Annotated in this window: 8 protein-coding genes; 1 reads left to right on the forward strand and 7 read right to left on the reverse strand. The window is 49.7% G+C overall.

All coding sequences use genetic code 11. The features are described 5' to 3' along the window. Positions 1–45: 45 nt before the first annotated feature. Positions 46–609, reverse strand: a complete 564-nt coding sequence (locus B051_RS0109900; RefSeq protein ID WP_018478045.1) for an anthranilate synthase component II — start codon at positions 607–609, stop codon at positions 46–48. A gap of 1 nt (position 610) precedes the next feature. After that, complete coding sequence (locus tag B051_RS0109905; protein WP_018478046.1) at positions 611–2,020, reverse strand: anthranilate synthase component I family protein; 1,410 nt, start codon at positions 2,018–2,020, stop codon at positions 611–613. A gap of 606 nt (positions 2,021–2,626) precedes the next feature. Between B051_RS0109905 and B051_RS0109910 the strand changes: the two genes are divergently transcribed. Next, positions 2,627–3,034 carry a hypothetical protein gene (locus tag B051_RS0109910; protein WP_157578728.1) on the forward strand — a complete coding sequence of 136 codons (408 nt, stop codon included), beginning with the start codon at positions 2,627–2,629 and terminating at the stop codon, positions 3,032–3,034. A gap of 64 nt (positions 3,035–3,098) precedes the next feature. Here B051_RS0109910 and hisB read toward each other — a convergent pair whose 3' ends face one another. From hisB to B051_RS0109935, 5 genes are all read right to left on the reverse strand, one after another. Continuing rightward, positions 3,099–4,193 carry a bifunctional histidinol-phosphatase/imidazoleglycerol-phosphate dehydratase HisB gene (gene hisB / locus B051_RS0109915; RefSeq protein WP_018478048.1) on the reverse strand — a complete coding sequence of 365 codons (1,095 nt, stop codon included), beginning with the start codon at positions 4,191–4,193 and terminating at the stop codon, positions 3,099–3,101. 43 nt (positions 4,194–4,236) lie between these two features. Beyond that, positions 4,237–5,286 carry a histidinol-phosphate transaminase gene (gene hisC, locus B051_RS0109920; protein ID WP_018478049.1) on the reverse strand — a complete coding sequence of 350 codons (1,050 nt, stop codon included), beginning with the start codon at positions 5,284–5,286 and terminating at the stop codon, positions 4,237–4,239. Then, complete coding sequence (gene hisD, locus B051_RS0109925) at positions 5,279–6,568, reverse strand: histidinol dehydrogenase (RefSeq protein ID WP_026236309.1); 1,290 nt, start codon at positions 6,566–6,568, stop codon at positions 5,279–5,281. The genes hisC and hisD overlap by 8 nt, the downstream gene beginning before the upstream one ends. Continuing rightward, the gene (gene hisG / locus B051_RS0109930) at positions 6,568–7,419 is read right to left on the reverse strand and encodes an ATP phosphoribosyltransferase (protein ID WP_026236310.1); all 852 of its coding nucleotides are present in this window, start codon (positions 7,417–7,419) and stop codon (positions 6,568–6,570) included. Before hisG ends, hisD begins: the two co-directional genes overlap by 1 nt. Before the next feature lie 341 nt (positions 7,420–7,760). After that, entirely contained in the window at positions 7,761–14,315 is a 6,555-nt protein-coding gene (locus tag B051_RS0109935; protein WP_083919440.1) for an MBG domain-containing protein, read from the reverse strand. Between the last annotated feature and the right edge of the window lie 102 nt (positions 14,316–14,417).

Genomic DNA, 14,417 nt, shown 5'->3' on the forward strand with positions numbered 1-14,417 from the left:
CTTACAAAAGAATTAGGTATAGCAAAGGATTCTCAGGCCCTGTTTCTAGAGGTGCAGCCAGTTGCTCATGATTTGCTTGCCATGCTCCGTGAGCACCGACTCCGGGTGGAACTGCACGCCCCGCACATCGTGCTCGCGGTGCCGCAGCGCCATGATGTGGCCAGCCGCGTCAACCGCCGTCGGAACCAGGCACTCAGGCAGTTGCTGCTCCACTAACCAAGAATGGTAGCGCGCAGTGCTGAACTGCCGGGGCATGTCCTGAAAAAGGACTTCCTCTTCACAAATCACCTGTACCGGCGTTGCCACCCCATGCCATACCTCTTTGCTGTTGAACAATTTGCCACCATATACCTCTCCAATCGCTTGATGTCCGAGACACACGCCTAGCAGGCTTTTGCTTGACCCAAATGTTTGTATGATTTCCTTCAACATACCTGCCTCATCGGGTATGCCAGGACCTGGTGATAGTAGGATTTTGTCATAGCGGCTCACCTCCTCCAAGGTGGTTTTGTCGTTGCGGCGGACGGTTACCTGGGCGCCCAGTTCCTGCACCAGGTGCACCAGGTTGTAGGTGAAAGAGTCGTAGTTGTCGATTACCAGTACGTCCATATCAGTTTATCTCCTGTGCTAAGGTCAGGGCTTTTCGCAAAGCCATAAGTTTGTTGTCCACTTCCTGCAGCTCACTCTCTGGGTTGGACGCCACCACGATACCTGCACCTGCCTGGTAGAAGAGCTTGTAGTCTTTGCTCAGGAAAGAGCGAATCATGATGGCGCTGTTAAAGTTGCCGTTGAAGTCGAGGAATCCGATGCAGCCGCCGTAAAAGGACCGGTTGGTGGTCTCGTATTTATCAATTAGCTGCATGGCCTTGTGTTTTGGAGCACCGGAAAGTGTACCCGCCGGAAAGGTACTGGCCACCATCTGAAGCGAATCTTCCTGCCGGTGCAGCTGCCCCGACACCTTCGACACCAAGTGAATCACATGGGAATAGAATTGGATTTCCCGGAAGGTCTCTACCTTCACGCTATGCCCGTTGCGGCTCAAATCGTTGCGGGCTAGGTCTACCAGCATCACGTGCTCGGCGTTCTCTTTGGGGTCGGCCAGCAGGTTCTCGGCCAGTGCGGCATCGGCGGCATCATCACCTGTCCGGCGGAAGGTGCCGGCAATCGGGAAAATGCTCGCTTTCTTGTCTTTGATGACGAGTTGCGCCTCCGGGGAAGAGCCGAAAATCTTGAAGCTGCCATAATCGAAGTAGAACAGATAGGGCGAAGGGTTGACGGAGCGCAGTGCCCGGTACACGTTGAACTCGTCTCCCTGAAAAGCCTGCTCAAACCGGCGGGAAAGAACTAGCTGGAACACGTCGCCTCGGAAGCAATGCTCCTTCGCCCGCTGGATGTTCGTCAGAAAGCCCTCCCTGCTGATGTTGCAGTCCTCTTCACCGCGGGTTCGGAAGGTATAGCTGGGTATGTTGCGGCTGTTGAGCAGCGCCTCCAATTGGGCTATACCATCTTCTTCCTCAGGCCTGCAGGTATGGGAAAAAATATAGGCCTCGTTAGTAAAGTGATTGATGGCGATGATGTAGCGGTACACGGCATAGTACAAATCCGGAATCTGCTGACGGCCTGGCCGCAGGCGCAGGTCGACGTCCTCGAAGTAGCGGACGGCGTCATAGTTCATGTACCCGAAAAGCCCGTTGCTGATGAAGCTGAAACCGCTTGGCTCCGTCTCAAATTGATTCGCGAAAGCAGCCAGTTGAGCGGGCACATCGGTAGCCTTTGTAATGGGGGTAAGCGAAGAGTTTCCGTCCGGGAAAGTCTCCGTCAGTAGCTCGTTCTCGGCTTTGATGCTGGCAATGGGGCTACAGCAGATATAAGAAAAGCTGTTTTCGGCGCCATGGTAGTCGGAACTCTCCAGCAGGATACTGTTCGGGAAGCGGTCGCGCAGCTTCAGGTATACGCTCACCGGCGTCAGGGTATCGGCCAGCAGGCGCTTGTGGGTGGTGTGTATCTTATATTTCTCCATCGATTCAAAAAGGGATTAAAACAAAAAAGCCTGCCATTCATGTGAACAGCAGGCTTCTATACCTTTGGTTGTTTGCTATATCTTCTTATCTCTTCTCATACATAGCAAGGCTGTTCACGATACGGATTGTAACGTGCCACCACCATGCCATATGAAGCGATTGAATCATTTTCCTCTATTGTAATGACGAGAACTCAAATGTAGTCCTCTGTCACAAATGTAAAGACAATATTCAGAAACGCAAGCAGCATGCGCTTTTTTATTTCCAAGCTGTGTCTGCATAACCCATGCTCCTATGCTGTCTATTCTGTCTGCCCTGCAATTTAAGATTTGGGAAAATCACCTGCACACTTTTCCATTATTGGGAAAAATACTTTATCCATGTTCTAACACAGGTACTTTAACTACATTGTGATTCAGCCTATTACAATAATACCACCATCACAGCTGTATTAGGACTAATTTTTGCTCCTGTCGTAAAGCTACGCCTCAATCTTATTTATGACGTATAGCATTTTGAATTTTTCCTTTACAGCCAACACTTTATCCTAGTATGGATATTGAGGAGGCAAAACTCGGTACACTTATATTCCGGACAGTATGGCTATGAAACTGGTAAGAAATGAAATTCTGCACAGAGAGAGCAACATATTGATTGAGTACAACCATGCTGATGACTGGATTTACATCAACTGGCGTGGCTTCCAAAGTTACGACAGCGTGGTGGCGGGTTGCGAAAAGATTCTGGAGTGTATGCAGGAACGGCAGTGCACCAAAATCCTCAACGACAACACCAACGTGGAAGGTATTTGGTCGGGTGCTTCTAAATGGGTGGGTCAGGACTGGATGCCGCGCATGCGCGCTGCCGGATTGGAGTGTTTCGCCTGGGTGTATTCCCCTAGCACGTTCAGCCGACTGTCCACTGATAAGACCTTGAAGAACACGGAGGATGCGAGTTTTATCAAAACTTTTGATGACATAGAAACCGCTACCGATTGGCTACGCACTTGCTAAAAGGGTATTTTTTATAAAACGAAAGAAGGGGGCCTGATTGCCCCCTTCTTTCGTTTTAATGCAATTATAAGGTTCCCTTGGTGCTAGGTATGGAGCTGTCGTTGGGGTTGCGCTTCACCGCCATTTGTATCGCCTTCGCGAATCCTTTGAAAATCGCCTCGATTTTATGGTGCTCGTTCTGCCCCTCCGCCTTGATATTGAGGTTGCACTTAGAGGTGTCGCTGAAGGATTTGAAAAAGTGGAAGAACATCTCCGTGGGCATGTCGCCTACTTTCTCGCGCTTGAACTCCGCCTCCCACACCGTCCAGGGACGGCCACTGAAGTCGATGGCCACTTGCGCCAGCACATCGTCCATGGGCAACAGGAATCCGTAGCGGCTGATGCCTTTTTTGTCTCCTAACGCTGCCAGAAACGCCTCTCCCAAAGCCAGACCGGTGTCCTCAATGGTATGGTGCTCGTCTATGTGCAGGTCGCCTTTCACCAGGACGGTCAAATCCAGTTTGCCGTGTTTGGCCAACTGCTCCAGCATGTGGTCGAAAAAGCCAAGCCCGGTATGGATGTCCATTTTACCGGTGCCGTCCAAGTTCAGGTCGATGGCGATATCGGTTTCGTTGGTTTGGCGGCGTATGCTGGCGCGTCGCTCGGGCAACTTCAGGAAGGTATAGATGTCATCCCAGTCATTAGTGCTCAGCGCCGCCTCCGGCACCGGTTGCTCTCCAATGAAGATGGCCTTTGCACCTAGGTTCTTCGCCAGTTGAACATCCGTCAGGCGGTCGCCTAGCACATAGGAATTGGCCAAGTCATACTCCCCTTTGAGGTATTTTTTCATCATACCTATACCTGGCTTGCGCGTCTCCAGTCCCTCGTGCTCAAAGCTGCGGTCAATCAGGATGTCATCAAACTCCACGCCCTCTCCTTTCAGAATGTCGAGCATCTTGTTCTGGTATGGCCAGAAAGTATGCTCCGGATACGAGTCAGTCCCGAGCCCGTCTTGGTTAGTCACAAGCACGAACTCATAATCCAACTCTGCGCGAATCTTGTACAGGTTGCGAATCACCTTCGGCAGAAACTCGAACTTCTCAAAAGAGTCCACCTGAAAATCCGTTTTAGGCTCCACTAATATGGTGCCGTCACGGTCTATAAACAATACTTTTTTCATTATTGATAATTGTGTCATGTATCCCAGGCGACCAGGATATGTCTTATTTGCTAAATGCTGCTATTGCCTGAAACAGCTGCTGATTCTCTTCCGTGGTGCCAACCGATATACGCAGGCAGCCCTCGCATCCAGGAAGGCTCGAACGGTTGCGCACCACAATGCCCTGGTCCAGCAGGTGGGTATACAACCCAATGGCGTCCTTCACTTTGACCAGCAGAAAATTGGCATCCGACGGGTATACCTTCTCCACTGCCTCCAGGGTTGGAAGCGCGTGCGCCAGCATTTCCCGTTCCTGCACAATCTCCTCCACCATGTACTGCAGCTGTTCGGTCTGCTCCAGTGCCCGCAGCGCCATCTCCTGCGTTGCCTGATTGATGTTATAGGGCGGTTTGATTTTGTCGAGCAGCGCGATAATTTCCTCGGAAGCGAAGGCCATTCCCAGACGCAGGCCCGCCAAACCCCAGGCTTTAGAGAAAGTCTGCAATACCACCAGGTTCGGAAACTCCTCTAGTCTGGTAGTCCAGCTGGGGGTATCAGAAAAGTCAATGTATGCTTCGTCCAGCACCACCAGTCCATCAAAGCCTCTCAGTATAGTCTCGATGCGATGGGCTTCTATGCTATTGCCGGTTGGGTTATTGGGTGAGCAGATGAAAATGAGTTTGGTCTCAGGCTTCACCTGCGCCAGCACCTCCTCTACCGGCACCTGAAAGGCAGTTGTCAGCTGCACGCTCTCCAGTCGCACCTCGTTCAGGTTGGCCGACACCTCATACATGCCATACGTGGGTGGCAGGTGCAGCATGCTGTCCATACCCGGGCGACACACCATCCGGAACAGCAAATCAATGGCTTCATCGCTGCCGTTGCCCAGGAAAATCTGCGATGGCCTCACGCCTTTTATACCGGCGATCACTTCTTTCAGCTGCTTCTGGTGCGGGTCCGGGTATCGGTTGTAGTTATCGCCAGCCAGGCTACCCAGATTGTTTTCATTTGCGTCAACGAATACGTGGGCTGTTCCCTTGAACTCATCGCGTGCTGAAGAATAAGGCTTCATCTTCAGCACGTTCGGGCGCACTAATTTCTGTAGGTTAAACATTTCTTATCTCCTTCAATCTGATACTTACAGCATTTTTATGGGCGTCCAATCCTTCCGCGCCGGCCATCACCTCGATGGTACTGCCTATGTTCTGCAGTCCCTCGGGCGTGATGTACTGGAACGTGATATTCTTGACAAAGCTATCGAGTGACACACCGCTGTAGGCGCGGGCATAGCCGTTGGTAGGCAAGGTATGGTTGGTGCCGGAGGCGTAGTCGCCAGCCGATTCCGGACTGTAGTTGCCCAGGAACACAGAGCCTGCATTTGTTATCTGGTCCAGCACCTCCTCAAAACTTTGGATGGAAAGTATCAAGTGCTCCGGTGCGTATAGGTTGGAGAAACGCAGCATCTCCTCCTCGTCGTGCAGCAGGATGCCCAGGCTGTTCTGCAGGGCTTTTTCAGCGAATGCCTTTCGCGGCAGCACCTCTAATTGTGCCTGCAACTGCGCCTCTACCTGGTTCAGCAATTGTGCTGAATTGGTAAGCAAAATTACCTGTGAATCGGCTCCGTGTTCAGCCTGCGACAGCAAATCAGCCGCCACAAAGGCCGCATTAGCCGACTCATCAGCGATGACCAACACTTCGGACGGACCGGCTGGCAAGTCGATGGCCACACCCGTTTTGCTCAACATCTGCTTGGCCACCGTCACATACTGGTTACCCGGACCGAATATCTTATCGACAGCCGGTACGCTTTCCGTCCCGAAAGCCATAGCCGCAATGGCCTGTGCTCCTCCCACTTTCACCACTTTGGCTATACCTAGCACGGAGGCCGTGTACAAGATGGCCGGGTGTACACTCCCATCTTTGGAAGGAGGCGTACAGAGCACCACCTCGCGACAACCCGCCAGTTGGGCCGGAACCCCGAGCATGAGGAGCGTGGAGAACAGCGGCGCTGTGCCACCCGGTATATACAAACCCACTTTTTCAATGGCTACACTATTGCGCCAGCAGGTCACGCCGGGCATGGTCTCCACCTGCTTTGGCTGCTCGGCCTGCTGCGCATGGAACAAGTGGATGTTGCTATAGGCTTGCAGAATCGCCTGCTTCAGTTCAGCAGGTAACTTGGATTCTGCTGCGGCTATTTCTTCCTGCGAGGCGAACAGGTTGTCCAGCTGCACTCCGTCGTACTTCTGTGTTAATTCTAGTAACGCGGCATCGCCCTGCTCCTGCACTAACTTGAACGTCTGCGCTATACCTGCTTCCAGGTCTTCATAGTTCTGGGTGGGTCGTTTCACCAGTTGCTGCCAGTCGGCAGTGGACGGATATTCTATCTTGCGCATCATACAATCATCTTTTCTATCGGTACCACCAGTATTCCCTGGGCTCCGGCGTCTTTCAACTTTTCTATGATTTCCCAAAAATCGTCCTCGTTCACCACCGAGTGCAGGGAGCTCCAGCCTTCTTCGGCCAATGGCAAGATGGACGGCGACTTGGCTCCCGGAAGCAGCCGGCTGATTTCCGCTATCTTCTCATTGGGCGTGTTCAATAATATATACTTTGCTTTCTGGGCACGCTGCACGGCATGTATCCGGAACAGCAGTTTTTCCAGTATCTGCTTTTTATCCGCGTTCAGGTTTTCATTCGCAATCAGCACCGCCTGTGATTTGAACACGCGTTCCACCTCTTTGAGGCCATTGCTGATGAGGGTGCTGCCCGAACTCACAATATCACAAATAGCATCGGCCAGGCCAATGCTGGGTGCGATTTCCACGGAGCCGCTGATGGTGTGGATGTGCGCCTGCACCCCCTTTTCCTGCAGGTATGACTGGAGCAGGTTGGGGTAGGACGTAGCTATGTTTTTACCCTCCAAATCGGTTATGTCGCTGTACTCGTCGGCTTTCGGAACAGCGAGTGAAAGTCGGCATTTGGAAAAACCCAACTGCTCGACGGCCAGCGCCTGCATGCCTTCCTCCACCAGCACGTTCTCCCCTACTATACCTATGTCGGCCACGCCATCGGCCACATAGCCTGGTATGTCATCATCGCGCAGGTATAGGATTTCAAGTGGGAAGTTAGTGGATTCGGTTTTTAGCTTCAGGGAACTGGATATGAATGTGATGCCGCATTCACGGATAAGCTTGAGTGAGTCTTCGCTCAAACGGCCGGACTTCTGTATTGCTAATCGTAGCATAAAGTGTGTGTTAAGAATACAAATGAGAACAACCTGGCCTGTGGCAAGGTAAAGGAAGGGTATACGAACCCTTCAGGGGGCTATATGGTGCTGTGATTCCTCTTACGAGGAATGATGGAAATGATGATGCGCAGCAGAACCACAGGCAACAGGCGCTGCCGGAGTTGAAAGGAGGATATTTAGCGGGTTCTTGCTCATTCTGCGTTGCAAATGTAACAGGGATTTCAGGTTTAACAAAACTCCTGGCGCTTTTGTTGTAAAAAGACTCTAAAAGCAAAAGGCACCCGTCAATTACGACAGGTGCCTTTTGCTTTCTGGGGCCGAAACCCCGCTGTGTCAATTTACTTCTTCAACAGCATCTTGATGGTTTGCATGCGTGAGCCAGTGGCCAGTCGTGCAAAGTATACGCCTTCAGCCATGTTACGGGCATCCAGTTCAAACTCGTATACCTTGCCTGCCTCTGCAACGCCGTTGCTCACCTTCTTCACCAGAGCTCCTCTGATGTCATAGACCTCCAGCGCAAAGTTCTCTTCTGTATCCAGGGAGAAGCGGATGGTCGTGCGGTCAGAGAACGCGTTCGGGTAGTTGTCGAAGCGGGCCGTGGAAGCAGTTACCAGTTCTTCAGAGATTACCTTAGAAGACTTAGGCGCAGTGGCAACGGATTTGGCTTCGTGGATTACGATGGAGCCGCCACCGAGTGCTGTCGCCGGTTCAGCACTTTCATCTGCGTTGAGAACGTTATTGTCATACACCACAGCATCTCCGTTGTCTCTGTCCCATATCTTGATACGGAATTTGTCAACACCGCCACCACCATTGGCCTGGCCATCAACCGCCGATACCATGAAGCCATAGTTGCCAGCACCATTGATTTTACCGGTGCCTTTGTAGTTCGCTTTGGCACCTGCAATCACCAAGCGCATGTCATCATAGGCAGTGCTGTTGAAATTGAGGTTGCCCGCCTGGAACTGGAACTCCGTGTTGCCATCCGGAACGGTAGAACCCTTCTTATACTTGGCTACAAAACCAAAATGTGCTTTACCGGTCAATCCCTTATCGGCTTTGTAGGCACCAGCAGGAGAGTCAATCCAGCCACCTCCGGTCACGAAGCCTCCGTTTGGATCGTACACTGGCAGATATACCGTAGTCTCATTGCATCCAGCACCAGCCTCTGTTCTGATTTTGTAAACGCCCGTCTGCAGAATCCCCACATTGAAAGATGCCACACCCGATTCGTTGGAAGCCACCTCTTGGACTGCTTTGTTATCAAAGTAAAGCTTAACCGGTACGTTGGCAGCTGCGCTGCCTGTAGCGTTAGTGACCTTGATAACAACTGTAGTTGCAGTACTTTTAACAGCCTGCGGAGTAGAGTTTGAGGATGCATCGACCTTCACGCTTCCAATAGTCAGCACGCCACTCACTAGGGTTACCTCATAATTACCTAAGTTAGCTCCTAACAGCGCCGGAACAATGGCATAGGTGCCGGCCGGACTCGAGGCATCAGCATCAGAGGAATAGGTAGCCGTAATGATATCGCTTCTCTTAATTCCAGTGATTGTTCCTGTGAAGGTATCATTTTGTTGACCACAAAGGCGTGAGGCATTATGCGCTGTCACAGTCAGAGGGGCTTTCGTGATTACCAAATCAGCACCTGTGAACGTTAAAGCATAGTTGCTTCCTGCTGTGAGTGTGTTTTGCTGGATAGCGTACTTTCCAACGTTATCGCCAGGTTCTCTGACAAGGATACCACTAAAGTCTTCGCCTTGCACCAGTTCACCAGATGTAATTGTAAAGGTCAGCGCGGGGTCAATGTCTCCGTACACCTTGCTTTTCGCATCGGCAACTACTGTGATTGGCCTGGCAGTGATTGAGGCTGTTGTAGCGGCAGAGGCACTCACGCTATAGTTGCCTGCGTCTGTACCACTAATCCTGATGTCAGCGGTTACACTCTTTCCATTCCCGACATGCTTATCAGCGAAGGCTCCACTAGAAGGCGTAACCACCACATTGTCTTCACCAACAACTCCTTCCAGACTCGCGCTTACTGTGGCGGCGGTACCACCATCGTATACCTTGTCTTCGGCTGAAATGGATGCCGTCAGAGCTTTCTGAGCAATGATTGCTGTTGCCGGAGTGATGGATGCCAGCTTATAGTTCGCTTTGTCCGCACCGGCCAACTCGACGTTAGCTGTCACAGTTCGCTCGCCAGCGGCGGCGGCACTGAACGCTGCTCCAGATACTGTAGCGCTTACCACATCAGGAGAAATTATGCCTTCCAGAGTGGCTGTTGTACCGGTGGCTGCAGTAGTTCCATCGTAAGTTTTGCCGGAGTTGGCCAATTTGGCTATTACCTCTTTCTGATTGATCACCAGCGTGCCTATAGCGTTTGCAGCGCTGTAGTTGCTGTTGTTCAAAGCCGCTACTACCGCATAAGAACCAGCTGCTATTGGCACTGTAGCAGAACCATCATACGTCACTGTAACGTCTATACCGGCAGGTGAAGTAGTCACGGTAGCACCTTGGGCAGAACGGTTGTATGTCTTCTGCAAATCAGCCAGCGTGGTAGTAGCCTGAGCTTGTTCAATTGTTAGGACACCTGGTGTATTGGTCACCTTGTAGTTGCTCAGCTTTTCGTCAGGGTCATAAAAAGTTGCCGTGATAGGATAGCCACCAGCAATCACGTCACTCGTTTTTATAGCAGTAGTGCTGTAAGAAGCAGTGATGTTGTCATTGTTCTTAACACCAGATAGAACACCATCCAATTCAGGATTATCTTCGTTGTATTTTCTGGTTTTGTTGTTGACAACAACTGTTAAGGTGGCATGTGTAACGGTCAGAGTACCGCTTGTCGCATCCACTGTATAGTTGTTTAGCACAGCACCACTCAGTACAGGAACAATGGCATATGTAGCTACAGGGCTTGCAGCTGTTGCTTCTGTGTTATAAGCTACTGTGATAGCGTCTTCACGTACGATGCCTGCTACCAAACCAGTGAAGGCAGGGTTCGCATCACCGTAGACCTTACTCTTATCAGCGGCTACCACGGTTATAGTTGCAGGCGTAATCTCGAATTCTGCTGTCTTGTAAGTGATGTCGTAGTTGCCAAGAGCAGTTTCAGGAGAAAGGATGGCGCTAATAGTATAGGTGGCAACCGTTTCGCCCGCTTCGCGTGAGTAGGATGCAGTAACTTTATCAGCATCTAAGAAACCAGCTGTTTCACCTCCTAGCGTTGGCTCAGCACCACCGTATACCTTGGTATTAGCAGAAGGTGTGACTGAGGCAAGCTTTTGCTCTATGTCAGCTGTTGCCGTGCTAACCATGGTCAGGTTGTAATTGCCTCTGTCATCACCTGCTAGCTCAGCCCCAACTAAAGTCACTGTCTTACCTGCACCAGCATTCTTATCTGCGAATGTTGCAGTACCTCCTACTAAAGACACTTTATCATTTTCGATAAAATCAATCAGGCTTCTGTCTGTCACAGTTGCATCCGAGTTGCCATCGTAAACTTTATCAGCCGCCGCGAATTCTCCAGAGATGCTCTTTGGCGTAATGTCTGCTGTAGTGGCAGCCGTTGTCGATGTCAGGCTGTAGTTGCCATCAGAGATGGAGACGGTTGCAGTCACTACTTTACCGTTACCAGCTGCTGCACTTGCAAATCTGGCTTCCGACACGTTTACAGCAACATCAGCATTGTCTACACCCTTTGCACTACCAGTGGCCATAGCTGCATCAGTTCCATCATATACCTTGTTAGAAGCAGTGATAGAAGCAGTTATTGGCATCGGTGTGATTTCGAATTGAACACCTTCCACCAGGTTCAGTGTGTAGTTGCTGCTAAGTTCAAGCGAGCCAATGCTGATGGCATAGGCACCAACATTGTCGCCAGCCGCTCTTGCTAATGTACCTGTGAATGAGTCGCCTTTAACTAACTCCGTATTGTCATAGGCAAGTACAGGGTCAGAAGTACCGAATACTTTGCTCTGGTTGCTTTTTGGATTAACCGTGATAGCCCTTGGCATGATTTCCAGGTTGGCTGGAACAAAAGTCATATCATAGTTAGGACCTGCACCCAGGCTGTTTTTAGCGATTGCGTAAGAACCAATGTTCTCACCAGTTGCTCTACTTAATTCTCCCGATAGGGCATCGTCCTCTACTAAGTTTCCTTTTGTGATTCGGTAGGTGAATGCAGGATCTTCATCCCCGTATACCTTCGTTTTTGCATCGGCAGTAACTTCAATAGCACGCTGCGTGATTGAGAAGTTGCTACCTACAAAAAGCAAATTATAGTTGTCTGTGGCTGCCAGCGTGCCTTGTGTGATGGCGTAAGAATTAACATTCTCACCAGCTTCTCTGTTCAGCCTACCGCTCAACTTATCGCTGTTCACCAAGCTACTTGACGTAATAGAATAAGTATAAGCAGATGGCTCGTCGTCACCATACACTTTCGTCTGGCCTGCGTCTGCTGTAACAGTTATTTCTCTAGCTGTAACTGAAAGTTTTCCATTAACAGGAGTTACGGTATAGTTCCCTATTGTAGTGCCTGACACTGTCGGTACTATGTCATAGGAACCAACCGAAGATGTAGCTGTAGCCGCAGTCGTACCACCAACTGTGAATGTCTCACCGTTTTTGGCACCTGCTACAGTTCCTGTGAAGCCTGGGTTAGTATCGCCGTACACGCGGCTCTCGTTCTGAGCTGTGACAGTCAATTCAGCCTTTCCTATTGTCAGCGTACCCTCTTGGTATTTGAAGCTATAGTTAGCTGCTTCGCCGCCTGCCACTGTAATGGCATAGTCATTTACAGCACTCGTGCGTGTGGCTTCGGTGGTAGCTGTAGGTGCTTTGGCAAGCGCAGAGGCGTTCTGGCCCAGTACAAATCCAGAATAGCTAATTGTAAGTTCTGGATTATCATCACCGTAGGTGCGGCTCTTGTTATCTGCCTTAGCTGTGAGCTCTCTCTTACCTATGGTTAATGTACCGCTGGTAGCAGCCACTGTATAGTTATCGATTGTAGTGCCGCTAACTGATGGCACGATGGCATAGGATCCTACCGCTGAATTTTCATCTGCAACAGTAGAGGCAGATAATGTAAAACTCTCGCCTTCAACGGCACCGCTTACAATAGAGGGCTTCAGGGACGGGTTGGCCTCACCGTATACCTTGCTAGCATCTTCTGCTTTGATTGCTAAAGTTGCTTTGGCAATAGACAAGGTGCCCTTAACTGGAGCGGCTGTGTAGTTGGCATTTTCTAAAGTAGCCACTACTTCATAAGAATCAGCAGCGGTTTTGCCGTTGTTGCTGATGCTCACACCCGTAAGGTTGGCTGGTGAAGTGGTGACAGTGGCGAATTTCTCGGTGCCGTCATACACGTGAGAGAGGTTGGCAAGCGTGAGCGTAGCTGTCGCTTTGTCAATGGTGAACTCTTCGCTGTCGGAAGACGGGAGGTAGTTGTCATCACCCGCATAGCTATAGCTGGCAGTGGCTGTGCCCGCGTTCACGTTGTTGGCGTAAACGGCATCCGGAGTCAGGCTCAAATTACCAGGACCGGTTACACTTACCGTGGCTGGCTTGATGGCTGAGCCGGTGTAGGTGAATGGACCGGCAGCAAGCGTTACTAAGGCAGTAGTGGCGGCCTTAGTCACTGTTAGGTTACCATTACCAGAACTAGCTGCATAATTACCGCTTCCAACGAAGTCAGCCCTTATCATATATGAATCAGCATTCACTCCACTTAAACTTAAGACTTTAGTAGCAGTACCTGATATAACTGTGGAACTTCCTGCTGAGACTCCATTCACAAAAAATTCTATATTACCTGTAGCAGTAGAAGGAGAAACAGAAGCGCTCAGAGATACTGAGGCATCTCCATAAACAGCTGTTGCGTTTCCAGTAGTTGTTGTAGTAGCAACTACACTGCTAAATGAAATTGATACATCATCCGATGATATACAGGCACCATTAGTAATAGTCCATCTCAAAACATAAGAAGTCCCTGCAGTTCCAGTAAAAGTTGCTGTAGGGCTGGAAGTTGAACTAAATGAACCACCTGTACCACTTAATATACTCCAAGAACCTGTACCAACTGTAGGAGTATTACCTTCTAGTGAGGTTGAATTACCTGTAACCTCAAGTTGGTTATTTCCTGCACGAGCTTCAGAAGGCTTTGATGAAATCGAAATTGGTTTTGAGATTTCAGGTGCATTAGTTACAGGGTCTGTTGATACAACTCTAATTTTGTAGTTTAAACCAGGTGCAGTATTGGGAGGAATAGAAGCTTCAATTTGCAGAACTTGATTAGAAGCTCTACTCTTCAATTCTCCAATTTTGATAGGCGAACCAAAACTACCTGATGCATTACTTAACTGAGCGTGGAAGAAATTTTCTTGGTTAAAATTGCCAGTACTACCTGTTGGAGAAATGTTTGATACGGCTTCGAATAGTACAGTAATACTTTCACCTGCACAAAAGGAAGTACCATTAACAGAAACATTTCTTATACCTGCATCTGTAAAATGTGTAACAGCTGTCAATCCAGAAGACTGACCTGTAGCCGTTAAAACAAACGCTACTCCCAAATGCTTTTCATTTATCAAAAACTGGTCATATAGAATAGTTCCATCTTCCTTCGCTATAGTGCTGCGAACATGGTGGTCAGAAGTACACACCTGCGGTGTTTCATGAAAATCAAATGAAACGGTTTCTCCTGGTTGCCAGCCTGTACCAGTTACAATTACATACTGTCCAGGTGAATAGTCATCCTTGTCTGTTGTGACCGTAGCAGCGCTTTGTGCCTGCACTCCGAATGATCCTAATAATAGGATAAGCGTGAAAAGCAGCGACCGCTGAAAAGCAATATATTCTCTTGCTTTTAGTTCTAGTAAAATTTTACCATTCATACATTTTTGATAGAGGGTTTATTTAGTAGGGTTGTGCAGTTTTCTCACTATGGCTGTAGCCATAGTGCGCCTAGGTAGACAGTCTTTTTCATAGCATGAGTG

The sequence above is a fragment of the Pontibacter roseus DSM 17521 genome, assembly GCF_000373265.1.
Taxonomy (GTDB): Bacteria; Bacteroidota; Bacteroidia; order Cytophagales; family Hymenobacteraceae; genus Pontibacter; species Pontibacter roseus.